Below are 15,625 nucleotides of genomic sequence, written 5' to 3'. Positions count from 1 at the left end.
GGAGAAGGCGCGGGACGACACCCCCTGAATCTTCCCGAGGCTTCTTCCGGACCCTCATCCGCCCCATCGGGGCACCTCCTCCCACCGGGAGAAGGGAAAGCCAAGGCCACCGCCATGACCGTACTGAAATCCCAGCTGCAACCCGGCACCGACGCCTTCGAAGCCAACCGCGCGGCGATGCAGGCGCTGGTCGACGATCTGCGCGCCACGCTGGAAGCCACCGCGCGCGGCGGCAGCGAGGCGGCGCGGGCCAAGCACACGGCGCGCGGCAAACTGCTGGTGCGCGAGCGCATCGACGCCCTGCTCGACCCCGGCAGCCCGTTCCTCGAAATCGCGCCGCTGGCCGCGCACGGCATGTACGACGACCCGGTGCCCGGCGCCGGCATGGTCGCCGGCATCGGCCGCGTCTCCGGTGTGGAATGCCTGGTCGTCGCCAACGACGCCACGGTCAAGGGCGGCACCTACTACCCGGTCACGGTGAAGAAGCACCTGCGCGCGCAGGAAATCGCGCAGCAGAACCGCCTGCCCTGCATCTACCTGGTGGATTCCGGCGGCGCCTTCCTGCCGCTGCAGGACGAGGTGTTCCCCGACCGCGACCACTTCGGCCGCATCTTCTACAACCAGGCCAACCTGTCGGCGCAGGGCATCCCGCAGATCGCCTGCGTGATGGGCAGCTGCACCGCCGGCGGCGCCTACGTGCCGGCGATGAGCGACGAGACGGTCATCGTCAAGGAACAGGGCACCATCTTCCTCGGCGGCCCGCCGCTGGTGAAAGCCGCCACCGGCGAGGTGGTCAGCGCCGAGGAGCTGGGCGGCGCCGACGTGCACACGCGCATCTCCGGCGTCGCCGACCACCTGGCCGACAACGACCTGCAGGCGCTGGCGCGGGTGCGCGCCATCGTCGCCAACCTCAACTGGCGCAGGCCCGAACCGGGCGTCGCGCTGCAGGCCGGCGAAGCGCCGCTGTTCGACGCCCGGGAACTGTATGGCGTGATCCCCGGCGACACCCGCAAACCCTACGACGTGCGCGAGGTGATCATGCGCATCGTCGATGGCTCGCGTTTCGACGAGTTCAAGCCGCGCTACGGCAACACCCTGGTCACCGGTTTCGCGCACGTGCACGGCCATCCGGTGGGCGTCATCGCCAACAACGGCATCCTGTTCTCCGAATCGGCGCTCAAGGGCGCGCATTTCATCGAGCTGTGCTGCCAGCGCGGCATCCCGCTGCTGTTCCTGCAGAACATCACCGGCTTCATGGTCGGCCGCAAGTACGAACACGGCGGCATCGCCAAGGACGGCGCCAAACTGGTGATGGCAGTGGCCAACGCGCGCGTGCCCAAGTACACGGTGGTGATCGGCGGCTCGTTCGGCGCCGGCAACTACGGCATGTGCGGCCGCGCCTATTCGCCGCACTTCCTGTGGATGTGGCCGAACGCGCGCATCGGCGTGATGGGCGGCGAGCAGGCCGCCAGCGTGCTGGCCACGGTCAAGCGCGACGGCATCGAAGGCAAGGGCGGGCAATGGTCGGCGCAGGAGGAGGATGCGTTCAAGCAGCCGATCCGCGACCAGTTCGAGCAGCAGGGCCACCCCTATTACGCCAGCGCGCGGCTGTGGGACGACGGCGTGATCGATCCCGCCGACACCCGCCGCATCCTCGGCCTGGCGCTGGCCGCCAGCCTCAACGCGCCCACGCAGGACACGCGCTTCGGCGTGTTCCGCATGTAACGGCGAACGGAGACCGGACATGTTCGACAAAATCCTGATCGCCAACCGCGGCGAAATCGCCTGCCGCGTCATTGCCACCTGCCGCCGCCTGGGTATCGCCACCGTGGCGGTGTATTCGGACGCCGACCGCGACGCGCGGCACGTGCGGCTGGCCGACGAGGCCGTCCGCATCGGCGCGGCGCCGGCGGCGGAGAGCTACCTGCGCGGCGATGCCATCCTCGACGCCGCGCGCCGCACCGGCGCGCAGGCGATCCATCCCGGCTACGGCTTCCTGTCCGAGAACGCCGGCTTCGCCCGCGCCTGCGCCGAGGCCGGCATCGTCTTCATCGGCCCGCCGGCCAGCGCCATCGATGCGATGGGCGACAAGAGCGCGGCCAAGGCGCTGATGCAGCAGGCCGGCGTACCGTTGACGCCGGGCTATCACGGCGAGCGGCAGGAGCCTGCGTTCCTGCGCGCGCAGGCCGACGCCATCGGCTATCCGGTGCTGATCAAGGCCAGCGCCGGCGGCGGCGGCAAGGGCATGCGCAGGGTCGAGGCCAGTGCGGATTTCGAAGCGGCCCTGGCCAGCTGCCAGCGCGAGGCGCAGTCGGCGTTCGGCAATGCGCACGTGCTGGTGGAGAAGTACATCGAGCGCCCGCGCCATATCGAGATCCAGGTGTTCGGCGACGGCCACGGCAACGTGGTCCATCTGTTCGAGCGCGACTGCTCGGTGCAGCGCCGCCACCAGAAGGTGCTGGAAGAAGCGCCCGCGCCGGGCATGACGCCAGAGCGCCGCGCGGCGATGGGCAGGGCCGCGACCGACGCCGCCCGCGCGGTCGGCTACGTGGGTGCCGGCACGGTGGAGTTCATCGCCGCCCCGTCGGGCGAGTTCTGGTTCATGGAAATGAACACCCGCCTGCAGGTCGAGCACCCGGTGACCGAGATGATCACCGGCACCGACCTGGTCGAATGGCAGCTGCGCGTGGCCGCGGGCCAGAAGCTGCCGAAAACGCAGGACGAGCTGCGCATCCATGGCCATGCCATCGAGGCGCGGCTGTACGCCGAGGACGCCGACCGCGGCTTCCTGCCCTCCACCGGCACGCTGCGCCACCTGCGGCTGCCGCAGGCCAGCGCCAATGTGCGCGTGGATGCCGGCGTCGAACAGGGCGATGCGATCACCCCGTACTACGACCCGATGATCGCCAAGCTGGTCGTCTGGGACGTGGACCGCGAACGCGCGCTGCTGCGCATGCAGCGTGCGCTGGCGCAGTGCCAGGCGGCCGGCGTCACCACCAACGCCGCCTTCCTGCATCGGCTGGTGGCGACCGCGTCCTTCCAGCACGCCGATCTGGACACCGCCCTGATCGAACGCGAACACGAAGCGCTGGACATCGCGCATCACCCTGCCAGCGCCGCGGACTGGGCACTGGCCGCGGTGCTCGCCGTCGAGGAAAGCGCCTCCGCGACAGCCGAGGCCTCGCCGTGGGCCATCGCCGACGGCTGGCGCCTGACCGGACCAGCAGCGCGTTCGATCACGCTGGAGCACCTGCAGCAGCAACAGACGCTGCAGGTACGCCGCGAGGCCGATGGCTGGCAGGTCCAGGGCAGCGATGCCACTTCGTTGCGGATCATTGGCCATGCCGGAAGTGGGAACTACGCATTGCAGATCGACGACCGCCTGCTCCGCGGCGATGTCCTGCACGACGGCAGTGCGCTGTACGTCTTCGGCGACACCGGCCAGCGCCGCTACACCCTGCACGACCCGGTTGCCGATGCCGACAATCCCGGCGACCACGGCGGCAGCCTGCTCGCGCCGATGCCCGGCCGCGTCATCGCCCTGCTGGTCGAACCCGGCAGCAGGGTCGCCCGCGGCGCCCCGCTGCTGGTGATGGAAGCGATGAAGATGGAACACACCCTGCAGGCCCCGGCCGAGGGCGTGGTCAACGGCTATCGCGTGCGCGCGGGCGAACAGGTCGGCGATGGCGCGGTGCTGGTGGATTTCGAGGCGGACTGAGGTCGTAGTCCGCCCGGGACGGCGAACCTCAGGCGCCGCCCGGTGCGGGCCAGGCGCCTTGAAGCGGGTCCAGCTCGGCGGTCGTCCTTTCCTGCGCACGCCAGCCCATGCCGCAGATGGCCAACGGACCTTCCTTCAGGGGATCGAGCGCAAGCGCCTTCTCGATGTCGACTTCATTGATCGCCGAGGTAACGAAAGCGCCCAGCCCGCATTCGGTCGCGGCCATGTACAGCGCCTGCGACAGATGGCCGGCGTCGAGCATCATCGCGCGATAGACCTTGCGATGGTTGCGGTACTTCCAGAGGCTGCGCTCGAAGCGGCAGACGAAGACCACCAGCACCGCCGCATCCACGAACCAGTGCTGGCCCGCCAAGAACCGCCGCGCCGTGTCCGCATCGAGCTCGCACTCCGGGACCACCGGCGTCAGCGCATGCCGGAGCGGGTGATAGCGATAGAGGCCGGGCGCCAGGCCTTCCACGCGCTGCACCAGCAGGCACGCCTCCATGGGATGCAGGCCGCCGGCGGAGGGCACGTTCTTCTTCAGGAACACCAGGCCGGGCGCGGGTTCGAGTTGCGCATGCGCGCGGAACGTCTGCTGCAGGGCTGCCGCCAGCTGCGCCATCGACACGGAACGCCCGGGGTCGAAATTGCGGCAGGTCACGCGCCTGCGCCCCAGTGATTCCAGTGCGCTGGCGGGAACCTCCGGCAGGCCGATCTGCCCCGGCAGCGGCCCCTGATCCGGCACCGCGGGCGGCGGGGAACCGAGCCGTTGGCGAAGATCGTGGGCCGTGACCAGCTGGCTCCTCTCCATGTCCGTCACGCTGTCCACGCCCTGCCAGCGCGAATGGCGGTGGTGGATCGCTGCCAGCGGCCACCAGTGGCCCTCTCCCGGCGTGGAACGGGACACGGGCCCGACGCCCGTTTCCGCATCGGGTACCTCTTCGGCCACCAACAGTTCCAGCGCCAGCAGCGAGTGCACCAGCGCCCTTGAATCCGCATCCGCAGGCAGGTCCTGCCAGTACTCGGCGCTGCACTGGAGCAGCCATTGCGCCTGCGCGGGGCTTACCCGCCGGTATTCGTCCAGGTGCGCCGCCCATACCCTGATCTCGACCCGGGTCCGTACTCCATCGCCCCCCGACAGCAGGTCGCCGATATCCAGGGATGGAATTTCATTCGGCTCGATGACCAAGGCACCACATCGACGTACTCGCACGCTGTTTCCTCATGACGGGCTCTGCAGGATGCCGGAAATCCCCCGCGCGGCGCTGGGGCCACATGGATATCGATCATTGGCCGGCGCCATCGCACAGCCCGCTTGACCAGGTGTCGGGCGTTGTCACGGCGTAGAAACATTCCGCCAGTTGGGCTGGACCAATGAATCCGGCAGGTTTGGACTGTATGCTCGCGGCAGATCCTTCGCATCAGGCGGAGGCCACACACCACAGGGGACCCATGAACCACCATCACCACGGCAATGCCGCACACCCGCCGTTGAGTCAGGAAGTAGCGACGCACCTGCTTGACCTGTTGTCCGAAGACGATGCCTTCCGCGATCTGTTCGCGCAGGATCCGGAACAGGCGTTGGTCCAGCTGGGGCTGTCGCCCGAACAGGCCGCGCTGGCGCTGCGCGGCCAAAGCTGCCTGCGCGTCACCACCGTGCTGGCGAGCAAGGAAGCGCTGCGTGCCGCACGCGAGCGCCTAATGCAGGGTCTTACCTGCGAGCAGCCGCACACCGTCATTTTCGCCTTCAACGACTGAGGCCCCCACGCTCGCGGCATCCCCCGCGAGCGTCTCCACCACGTTCATCACCAGGCACGCCTCGCCGCCCATCCGGTTGCCCCAGGCGGCGCCCGGGTGGCTGGAAAGCCAGGCCTGCTCCCGTCGGCTGCCCTGCGCGTCGCCCGCAGCCTGCAGGCCATCACGCATCGCCACATGCCACTGGGTCAGGGCGCTGGCTTTGCCAGCCGCACGCAACCGCCGCATCGCCTGCTGCGGGTCGCCCCGCAGCCGCCACTGGTCGGCGGCAACGACCGCATGCAGGGCCTCATTCCCGGGATCCCCCGAGCGCTGCACCAGTCTCGCCAGACGCTGCTCGTCCGCCGCACTCAGCGCACGCCCCGCGTAGCGCTGCTGCAGGCGGGCCGCCGCAAGCGTGTTGCCGGCCAGGTCGTCCAGTTCCCCGGCACCTGCGGCCTCGGCCATCCCGATGGCCTGCTCGAGCAGAGCGGCGAGCTCGGCCGCGGGCCGCACACCGGTACGGTAACGGGCCACCAGGGCGCCCAGTTGCTGGGACAGGCGCGTCCCATTGCTGTCGCCCGCCGCCTTGGCGATTCCCGCCTCGGCAACCTGCACCGCGTCCGCGGCCCGCCCGGCAGCCAGCAGCGCCGCCACCCACTGCACGTGGATCAACGCACTGGAAGGCTCGCGTGCCGCGCTCGCCTCCAGCATGCGCAGGGCTTCGGGCAACTTGCCCTGCGCGGCCAGGGCCGAGGCATGGTGCCGGTTCGCCGGTGCCCCGGAAATCCGTTGCATCTGTTCGAAGCTGGCGATCGCGGCGTCGTACTTTTCCTGCGCCAGTTGGATCCGGCCCTTCAGTTCCCAGGAGACATAGCGCAGCGGCTCTTTGGATGCCGTCGCCGCGGTGACCGCCGTCAATGCCTCGTCCAGGTTGCCGTTGGTGAACTGGTCCCAGGCATAGTTCTGGTGGGCGGCGGCATAGTCCGGATATACCTCGCCGAGCAGGCGCCATTTTGCCGGGGCATGGCGCAGCGGCTGCGGCTCGAACTCGGCCGCCAGGGCTTCCATGTACAGGCGGTTGCGCATCGGCAGATGGTCAGGCAGCGCCAGCGCCCTGCGCAGATAGGGCTCGGCCTTTTCCGCATCGCCCTGCGTCATGTAGGTGCGGGTAATGCCGAGCAGCGCCAGCGCGAACTGCGGATCGATGTCCACCGCCTTCTGGTACAGCACGCGTGCGTCTTCCATCCGCCGCTGGTTGTAGACACTGTTGCCGGCGGCATACAGCTTCAACGCATCGAGACTGGCGGTGGTGACTTCAGGCAGCGGCTGCGACAGATTCCGGATCGCATCGGAAGATTCGCCCAGGTGGTCGCGCACCGAACCGGCGATGCTGTCGATGGACGCCAGCAGGTCATCCATCTTCCAGACATCGCGGGTCAGCACATAGACGGTGGCCTGGGTCTGCGGATCGACTACTTCCACCGTCACCCGCAAGCGCCCGCCAACCTGCGCCAGCGTCGGCAGGACGACGGCCCTGGCGCCATCGCGGATCGCGATCTCGCTGCCGACGGCGCGGTCGATGCGGGTTCCGCGCTGCCTGCGCATCCGCGCCAGGGTATCGCCGACGGTCATGTCGCTGAGCACGTTGAGGTAGCGCGACTGCTCCAGGCTGATGCGCAACGCCTGTGCCATCGAGTCATCCAGCACGGCATTGCCGGTCAGGTTGCGTACGTCGCCCATCACCACCCAGTCGCGCTCGGCGAAGGCGATGGCCGGCTCGGGGCGCAGGATGAACCACGCACCGATGCCCAGGCCCCCCAGCAGCGCCAGCTCCGCCACCAGGGCCACCGGGCGCCGCCACAGCGGCAGGTCGCGCCAGGCCTTGGGAGTGCTGCGCGGCATGCGCAGCGGGGCGAAGCCCGGCTCGCCGACCTCGAACACTTCCTGCGTGATCGGCACGCCCTTGAAGTGCCAGCGGCCGTGCGATTTCCACAGCAGGTGCTCGCTGCGCCCGCCCAGCTCGCGGGCGGAACGGCGCGCCAGCGATTCGGCCACGGCCGAAAGCAGGATCTGCCCCGGCCGCGCCAGCGCCATCAGTCGCGCGGCCAAGGGTTTGGCAAGGCCTTCGACCTCCAGCGGCTTGGCGCCGGCCTGCACCGCTTCGGCGCTGTTGTGCCAGGTCAGTACCTCGCCGACATGCATGCCGGTCCGCGCCTGCAGGCCGACGCCGCGCGAGCGCGCCAGCTCCTCCAGGCCCTGCCGGTAGTCCAGCGCGAACCCCAGCCCGTTGATCGGCCGGTCGAACAGCAACAGCAGGCCATCGGAGCGGTCGATCATCCGCCCCTTCCAGTGCTGCTGCAGGCGCAGCACCAGGCGGTCGTGTTCCTGGAACAGTTCCGCGGCCGCGGTATCGCCCAACCTCTCCACCAGAGCGACCGAATCACACAGGTCGGTCAGCAGCAGCGTATGCAAGCGGGGGGCGGGGATATCCGCCATTGCGTCGTTGCCGCGCGCGGCCTGCTCCTGCCGCACGTCAGCCGGCTCCCAGCCAGTCCACCGGCCATTGCAGCCGGTTGCCGCCACGCCGCTTGGCCTCGTACAGGGCGCTGTCGGCATGGGCATACCAGTCGTTCCAGTCGCGCGCAGGATCGAGCAGGCAGGCGCCGATACTCACCGGACAGACGCGCGGCACCGGTTGCGAGCGTTCCAGCAGGCCGTGCACCGCATGCAGGATGAAACCGGCCACATGCTCCAGCACCCCGGCGTCCGCGTCCTGCACCAGCAGGCAGAATTCGTCGCCGCCGAGGCGGCAGGCCAGCCCGCCGGGCTGCACCACCGAACGCAGGATGTTGGCGACCGCCTGCAGCACCCGGTCGCCCACCAGGTGGCCGTGCTCGTCGTTGACGCTCTTGAAGCGGTCGCAGTCGATCAGCAGCAGCCCCTGCGGCGGGTTCCGCGACGGCTGCCGGCATTCCTGCAGATAGAGGGTGAGCCCGCGGCGGTTGTACAGGCCGGTCAGTTCGTCGGTACGCACCAGCTCTTCGGTGTGGTTGAGCTGGTGGGTGGTGGTGTAGAGGTTGTCCAGCGCCGCTTCCAGGTCGTGATTGCGGCGGCGCAGTTGCCGGATCAGCATCTGCTCGTTGGACACCACGCGCATGATCGTGCGGCGCAGGAAATAGGCGACCCGGCCGGGATCATGGTCCACGAGCTTCTGGAAATCGGGATGGCTCAGTTCGAACAGGGTCAGTTCCGTCGACGCGCGGGCATCGGCGCCGCGGCGATGGTCGCCGATCAGCAGGCCCAGTTCGCCGAAGAACTCGCCCGGCCCGAGGTACTTGACCACCAGGTCCTCGCCGAAATCGAGATCGACGATGCCGTTGACGATGACGAACATCCCATCGCCCGAATCGCCACGGCGGAACAGCATTTCCCCGGCCGCGACCTGGCGCTGCCGGCCGAACCGCGAGAACAGCGCGAATTCGTCGGGCGACAGAACGGGATGCACGATTTCGGCCATCGCCATGCGGGCGACGCCCAGTTCGCGTTCTTCGGCCATGATTGCAGCACTGTCGCTGGTCATTCCCTCAGCCCCACCGCCCCGTCGTCCCCTGGGGCCAGCGCGGAAGGATAGCACCGGCGCAAAGCATGCGGGATGCCGCAATCCGGCATCCCTCCCATTCATGCCGCAGCGGCGCGACGGACGGCCGCCGCGGCCGCCCGCCCTCCATACCCGAAAGCTCAAAAAAGTATCGATGCGAGCTGGTCAGGCCGCCTTGCCCGGCTGGAACTGCGCTTCCTCGGTGGAACCGGTCAGCGCGGTGACGCTGGAAGCGCCGCCCTGGATCACCGTGGTCACGTCGTCGAAGTAGCCCGCACCCACTTCCTGCTGGTGCGAGACGAAGGTGTAACCCTGCCCGCGCGCCGCGAACTCCGGCTCCTGCACCTGTTCCACATAGTGGCGCATGCCTTCGCCGCGGGCGTAGTCCTGGGCGAACCTGAAGGTGTTGAACCAGTTGATGTGGATGCCGGCCAGGGTGATGAACTGGTACTTGTAGCCCAGCGCCGCCAGTTCATCCTGGAAGCGGGCGATGGTGCGGTCGTCCAGGTTCTTCTTCCAGTTGAACGAGGGCGAGCAGTTGTAGGACAGCAGCTTGCCGGGGCTGGCGGCATGCACGGCCTGGGCGAACTCGCGGGCGAAGCCCAGGTCCGGGGTGCCGGTCTCGCACCACACCAGGTCGGCATGCGGGGCATAGGCCACGCCGCGGCTGATCGCCTGCTCCAGGCCGTTCTTCACGCGGTAGAAGCCCTCGGCGGTGCGCTCGCCGGTGACGAACGGGGCGTCGTTGGGGTCGAAGTCGCTGGTCAGCAGGTTGGCCGCCTCGGCGTCGGTACGGGCCAGCACGATGGTCGGCACGCCCAGCACGTCGGCCGCCAGGCGCGCGGCCGACAGCTTCTGGATCGCCTCCTGGGTCGGCACCAGCACCTTGCCGCCCATGTGGCCGCACTTCTTCACCGCCGCCAGCTGGTCCTCGAAATGCACCGCGGCGGCGCCGGCGGTGATCATGTTCTTCATCAGCTCATAGGCATTGAGCACGCCGCCGAAGCCGGCCTCGCCATCGGCGACGATGGGCAGGAAGAAGTCGATCGCGTCCTCGGCCTTGAGCTTGCCGTCGATGATGTTCTTCCACTGGATCTCGTCGGCGCGCTGGAAGGTGTTGTTGATGCGGCGGACCATGGCCGGCACCGAGTCGTAGGCGTACAGCGACTGGTCCGGGTACATTGTCTCGGAGGTGTTGCCGTCGGCGGCCACCTGCCAGCCGGACAGGTACACCGCTTCCAGCCCGGCCTTGGCCTGCTGCATCGCCTGGCCGGCGCTGATCGCACCGAAGGCATTGACATAGCCCTTCTTCGAGGCGCCATTGACCAGTTCCCACAGGCGCTCGGCGCCGCGCTTGGCCAGGGTGTGCTCGGGCTGCACGCTGCCGCGCAGGCGCACCACGTCGGCGGCGCTGTAGGTGCGCTTGATGCCGGTCCAGCGCGGATTGCTGTCCCAGTCGTGCTGCAGGGCGTCGATCTGTTGCTGATGGGTGCTCATGGTGTAACTCCTTGGGGTCGCGTGGCTTGCTTGTGGGGCGGCTTCCGTCGCGAAGGGGCTTCACCGGGAAAGCTCCGTCGCGGCTGAAGCCGCTCCTACGAGGAAGGACAGGTACGGGGAAAGGACAGGAAAGAAGGAAACCGTCAGTCGATCTGCCGGTACGCCGGCAGGGTCAGGAACTCGGCCAGTCCGTCGGCGCGGCTGAGCTCGTCAAGCAGGTCGATGGCCTGGGCGATGCGGCCGCCGCCGGGCAGCGCGGCGGTGTCGCCGAGCCGCGCAGGCAGCGCGCGCAGCGTGCTCTGCAGCAGGGCGAAGTCGATCGCCGTGCCGTCGTCCAGGTGCTGGTTGCCGGCATGCAGCCACTGCCAGATCTGGCTGCGGCTGATCTCTGCGGTGGCGGCGTCCTCCATCAGGTTGTGGATCGGCACGCAGCCGTTGCCGTCCAGCCACGCGGCCATGTAGCGCACGCACACTTCCACGCTGTTCTCGAAGCCGGCGCGGGTGATGGTGCCGGCGCAGGGCGCGATCAGGTCGTCGCGGCAGACCTGTACATCGCGACGCAGCACGTTGTGCTGGTTCGCGGCCGGCATGTATTCGTCGAAGATCGCGCGCGCCACCGGGATCAGCGCCGGGTGCGCCACCCAGGTACCGTCGTGGCCGGCGGTGACCTCGCGCAGCTTGTCCGCGCGCACCCGCGCCATCGCCTGCTCGTTGGCGGCCGCGTCGTGGTTGATCGGGATCTGCGCGGCCATGCCGCCCATCGCATGCGCGCCGCGGCGGTGGCAGGTCTGGATCAGCAGTTCCGAATAGGCCTTCAGGAACGGCTGGGTCATCGTCACCTGGCCGCGCTCGGGCAGCACCTTGTCCGCATGCCGGCGGAAGGTCTTCAGGTAGGAAAAGATGTAGTCCCAGCGCCCGCAGTTCAGGCCGACGATGCGCCCGCGCAGCGCGTGCAGGATCTCGTCCATCTCGAACACCGCCGGCAGCGTCTCGATCAGCACCGTGACCTTGATCTGCCCGTGCGGCAGGCCGAGCATGCCTTCGATGTGCGACAGCGCCGCCTCCCACAGCGCCGCCTCCTCCATCGACTGCAGCTTGGGCAGGTAGAAGTACGGGCCGCGGTCACGGCGCATCAGCGCGCGGGCGTTGTGGAAGGCGAACACCGCCGCGTCGAACAGGCCGCCGGCGATCGGCTGGCCGTCGACCAGCACGTGCTTCTCGTCCAGGTGCCAGCCGCGCGGCCGCACGATCAGCACCGCCTGTTCCTCGAACGGGCGCAGCGCGTAGTACTTGCCGGGCCTGCCGCCCACCGCCGGCGCCGTGTAGTCGAGGTCGCCGCGCACCGCACCGGCCAGCGCCTGCTGGCCGGCCAGCAGGTTGCGCCAGGTCGGCGAGGTCGAATCCTCGAAGTCGGCCATGAACACCCGGGCACCGGAGTTCAGCGCGTTGATCACCATCTTCGGATCGGTCGGGCCGGTGATCTCGACGCGACGGTCCTGCAGCGCGGCCGGGATCGGCGCCACCGTCCAGTCGCCTTCGCGGATGGACGCGGTGTCGGCGCGGAAGTCCGGCAGGCCGCCCTGGTCGAAAAAGGCCTGGCGCTGGCGCCGCGCCGCCAGCCGCGCCTGCCGCTCGGGCTCCACCGCCCGGTGCAGCGACACCAGCAGTGCCAGCGCCCCGGCCGGCAGCAGCGCCGCCTGGCCGGCGAGCCGGGCGGTCACGGTGATGCCCGGGGTCGGGCGGGCGGGAACGGACGGGATGGCGGCGGCGACGGCGGACATGGCGGAAACCTGCGTGTGTCGGGGATTCCACCGTGCCGCCGGAGCGGCTTATTTATCAAAACAGTTTTTGCAATATCCAACATAAGTTGTGCTAATAATCGACCGGGATGACCGGAAACAAGCCCGCAAGTCCGCGTTTTTCCTACAAGTCCGACCGGCTCAAGCCGCTGCGCGCGTTCTGCCAGACGGTCCGCCTGGGCTCGGTTTCGCGTGCGTCGGAGGCCCTGTTCGTCAGCCAGCCGGCGGTGAGCCTGCAGTTGCAGGCGCTGGAACGGGAGCTGGGGGTGGTGCTGTTCGAGCGCAGCGGCCGGCGCCTGGTGCCCAGCCGCGAGGGCCAACTGCTGTACGAGATGGCGCAGCCACTGGTGGAGAGCCTGGACGGGCTGGAGGCCAGCTTCCGCGACAAGGTCCGCGGGCTGGACGCGGGCGAACTGACCGTCGCCGCGAATTCGTCGACGATCCTGTACCTGCTGCCGAAGATCGTCGAGGAGTTCCGCAGGCGCCACCCCGAAGTGCGGCTCACCCTGCAGGACGCGATCAGCGCCGACGGCACCGAACTGCTGCGCAGCGACGCCGCCGACCTGGCCGTCGGCTCGATGCTGGATGTGCCGGGCGACCTGAGCTACGCGCCGGTCTACGACTTCGAGCAGGTGCTGATCGCCCCGCGCGGACACCCGCTGGCCGGCAGGCGCGAGCTCACCCTGGAAGACCTCTCGTCCTGCCCGCTGATCCTGCCGCCGAAGCGGCAGATCACCTGGCGGCTGGTGGACCTGGTGTTCCAGCGCCACCGCGTGCCCTACACCGTGGCACTGGAGGTCGGCGGCTGGGAGGTGATCAAGCAGTACGTGGCGATGGGCATGGGCATCTCCATCGTCACCGCGCTGTGCCTCAACGACGCCGACCGCGAGCGGCTGGCGATCCGCCCGATGGCGCGTTACTTCCCCAAGCGCAGCTACGGGGTGACGGTGCGCCGCGGCAAGGTGCTTTCGCCGCAGGCGCGCGCCTTCATAGAGCTGATCCGCCCGGATCTGTTCGCCCCGCGCCAGTACGACGACACCGGGCCTTCGGAGCGGTGAACGCCGCGCCCGGCCGGCGGCCTCCGGCTTAACGCTTGGTGCCCGCTTCCGCGCTAGCGTTGCCGCACCCGCCAGCGCGGCCTACCGGAGTTTCGCCATGGATCGCACTCTGCTGTTCGCTGTCAGTCTCGCCCTCACACTCAGCCTTTCCGCCTGCAACGGCACGCCGGCCGGCAGCGACGCGCAGATGGCGCCAACCGCCGCTGCGCCGGCCGCTCCGCCCGAACTCATCCCGCGCGATGCCCTGTTCGGCAACCCCGAACGCGCCAACGTGCAGATCAGCCCCGACGGCAGATACCTGGGCTGGGTCGCCGCGGTCGACGGCGTGCTGAACGTCTGGGTCGCCCCGGCCGACGACATCGGCAAGGCGCGCGCGGTGACCGAGGACAAGGCGCGCGGCATCCGCCAGTACTTCTGGAGCCACCGGCCGGACACCCTGCTGTACCTGCGCGATACCGGCGGCGACGAGAACTTCCACCTGTTCTCGGTGGACCTCGCCTCCGGGCAGGCGCGCGACCTCAGCAACTTCCCGAACACCCGCGCCGAGGTGGTCGGCGTCAGCCACCTGCATCCGGAGTCGGTGCTGGTGGCGATGAACGACCGCGACCCGAAATGGCACGACCTGTACCGCGTGGACCTGGCCAGCGGCCAGCGCACGCTGCTGGAGAAGAACAGCCAGCAGATCGCCGGCTACATCGCCGACCCGGATTTCAAGGTCAGGATGGCCAGCCGCGCGCGTGACGACGGCGGCAACGACCTGCTCGAACCCGACGGCAAGGGCGGCTGGAAGGTCAGCGGCGAAATCCCGTTCGCCGACTCGCTGACCAGCTTCCCCGGCGGCTACACCAGCGACGGCGGGACCCAGTACTTCTTCGATTCGCGCGGCCGCGACACCGCGGCGCTGTACGCCATCGATACCGGCACGGGCGCGAAGACGCTGGTCTTCGAGGATGCCCGCGCCGATATCAGCGACGCCCTCGACGAGCCAACGACCCAGCGCGCGCAGGCGGTGGCGGTCAATTACCTGAAGAACGAGTGGAAGGCGATCGATCCCGCCGTCGCCCCCGACCTGGAGAAGCTCAAGGCCATCGGCCCCGGCAGCTTCAGCGTCACCTCGCGCACGCTCGACGACAAGACCTGGATCGTCGCCTACTCCGCCGCCGAAACGCCGGCCGCGTACTACCGCTATGCGCGCGGCGGCACACCGGAAAAGCTGTTCTCCGCGCGCCCGGCGCTGGAAGGCAAGGCGCTGGTGGCGCAGTGGCCGCAGGAAATCCGCTCGCGCGACGGCCTGACCCTGGTCAGCTATCTCACCCTGCCCCGGACCGCGGACGCCAATGGCGACGGCAAGGCCGACGCCCCGGTGCCGCTGGTGCTGCTGGTGCATGGCGGGCCGTGGGCACGCGACGACTATGGCTACAACGGCTATCACCAATGGCTGGCCAACCGCGGCTATGCGGTGCTGGCGGTCAACTACCGCGGCTCCACCGGCTTCGGCAAGGCCTTCACCAATGCCGGCGACGGCGAATGGGCCGGCAAGATGCACGACGACCTGATCGATGCGGTGGACTGGGCGGTCAAGAACGGCGTCACGACCAAGGAGCAGGTCGCGATCATGGGCGGCAGCTACGGCGGTTACGCCACCCTGGTCGGGCTGACCTTCACTCCCGAGACGTTCAAGTGCGGCGTGGACATCGTCGGCCCGTCGAACCTCGACACGCTGCTGTCCACCATCCCGCCGTACTGGGCCGCGTTCTTCGAACAGTTCGCCAGGCGCGTCGGCGATCCGCGCACCGCGGCCGGCAAGCAGCTGCTGGCCGAGCGCTCGCCGCTGACCCGCGTCGCCAGCATCAGCAAGCCGCTGCTGATCGGCCAGGGCGCCAACGACCCGCGCGTGCACCAGGCCGAGAGCGACCAGATCGTCAAGGCGATGACCGAAAAGCACATCCCGGTCACCTACGTGCTGTTCCCGGACGAAGGCCATGGCTTCGCGCGCCCGGAGAACAACAAGGCGTTCAACGCCGTGACCGAAGGCTTCCTGGCGCAATGCCTGGGCGGCCGCGCGCAACCCATCGGCACCGACTTCAACGGTTCCAGCATCACCGTGCCGGCCGGCGCGGATGGCGTGCCCGGCCTGGCCGACGCGATCCGCACCCACGTCCAGGACATCCGCCGCTGAGGCGGGCGTAATGCAGGCGGCCCGGTCCATGGGATCGGG

The 15,625-nt window shown here is 69.1% G+C and carries 10 protein-coding genes; 5 read left to right on the top strand and 5 right to left on the bottom strand.

What is annotated here, in order from left to right:
• Positions 1-114: 114 nt before the first annotated feature.
• Positions 115-1,725, top strand: a complete 1,611-nt coding sequence (locus tag ABB22_RS01785) for a carboxyl transferase domain-containing protein (RefSeq protein WP_055766847.1) — start codon at positions 115-117, stop codon at positions 1,723-1,725.
• Between the two features lie 19 nt (positions 1,726-1,744).
• The gene (locus tag ABB22_RS01780; protein ID WP_055766851.1) at positions 1,745-3,718 is read left to right on the top strand and encodes an acetyl/propionyl/methylcrotonyl-CoA carboxylase subunit alpha; all 1,974 of its coding nucleotides are present in this window, start codon (positions 1,745-1,747) and stop codon (positions 3,716-3,718) included.
• A gap of 28 nt (positions 3,719-3,746) precedes the next feature.
• Here the strand turns inward: ABB22_RS01780 and ABB22_RS01775 are convergent, their stop codons facing one another.
• Positions 3,747-4,931, bottom strand: a complete 1,185-nt coding sequence (locus tag ABB22_RS01775; RefSeq protein WP_082443525.1) for a putative peptide maturation dehydrogenase — start codon at positions 4,929-4,931, stop codon at positions 3,747-3,749.
• 239 nt (positions 4,932-5,170) lie between these two features.
• On the opposite strand from ABB22_RS01775, the gene ABB22_RS01770 reads away from it, so the two are divergent.
• Positions 5,171-5,476 carry an NHLP-related RiPP peptide gene (locus ABB22_RS01770; RefSeq protein ID WP_055766857.1) on the top strand — a complete coding sequence of 102 codons (306 nt, stop codon included), beginning with the start codon at positions 5,171-5,173 and terminating at the stop codon, positions 5,474-5,476.
• Here the strand turns inward: ABB22_RS01770 and ABB22_RS01765 are convergent.
• From ABB22_RS01765 to aceB, 4 genes are all read right to left on the bottom strand, one after another.
• The gene (locus ABB22_RS01765) at positions 5,417-7,927 is read right to left on the bottom strand and encodes a putative peptide modification system cyclase (RefSeq protein WP_161809336.1); all 2,511 of its coding nucleotides are present in this window, start codon (positions 7,925-7,927) and stop codon (positions 5,417-5,419) included. The genes ABB22_RS01770 and ABB22_RS01765 overlap by 60 nt on opposite strands.
• A 61-nt stretch (positions 7,928-7,988) precedes the next feature.
• Positions 7,989-8,978 carry a GGDEF domain-containing protein gene (locus tag ABB22_RS01760; RefSeq protein WP_425477764.1) on the bottom strand — a complete coding sequence of 330 codons (990 nt, stop codon included), beginning with the start codon at positions 8,976-8,978 and terminating at the stop codon, positions 7,989-7,991.
• Between the two features lie 240 nt (positions 8,979-9,218).
• Positions 9,219-10,550 (bottom strand): isocitrate lyase, encoded by a 1,332-nt coding sequence (gene aceA, locus ABB22_RS01755; protein ID WP_055766866.1) that lies wholly within the window; start codon positions 10,548-10,550, stop codon positions 9,219-9,221.
• 143 nt (positions 10,551-10,693) lie between these two features.
• The gene (aceB, locus tag ABB22_RS01750) at positions 10,694-12,331 is read right to left on the bottom strand and encodes a malate synthase A (protein WP_055766869.1); all 1,638 of its coding nucleotides are present in this window, start codon (positions 12,329-12,331) and stop codon (positions 10,694-10,696) included.
• Between the two features lie 107 nt (positions 12,332-12,438).
• Between aceB and ABB22_RS01745 the strand changes: the two genes are divergently transcribed.
• Together ABB22_RS01745 and ABB22_RS01740 are read left to right on the top strand one after the other, a co-directional pair.
• Positions 12,439-13,407, top strand: a complete 969-nt coding sequence (locus ABB22_RS01745; RefSeq protein WP_055766871.1) for a LysR family transcriptional regulator — start codon at positions 12,439-12,441, stop codon at positions 13,405-13,407.
• 97 nt (positions 13,408-13,504) lie between these two features.
• Positions 13,505-15,586, top strand: a complete 2,082-nt coding sequence (locus tag ABB22_RS01740; RefSeq protein WP_055766874.1) for a S9 family peptidase — start codon at positions 13,505-13,507, stop codon at positions 15,584-15,586.
• Positions 15,587-15,625 lie beyond the last annotated feature (39 nt).

Origin of the sequence: Stenotrophomonas nitritireducens (assembly GCF_001431425.1) — a bacterium.
Classification (GTDB): domain Bacteria; phylum Pseudomonadota; class Gammaproteobacteria; order Xanthomonadales; family Xanthomonadaceae; genus Stenotrophomonas; species Stenotrophomonas nitritireducens.
This window is presented reverse-complemented; position numbering and strand designations above follow the sequence as displayed.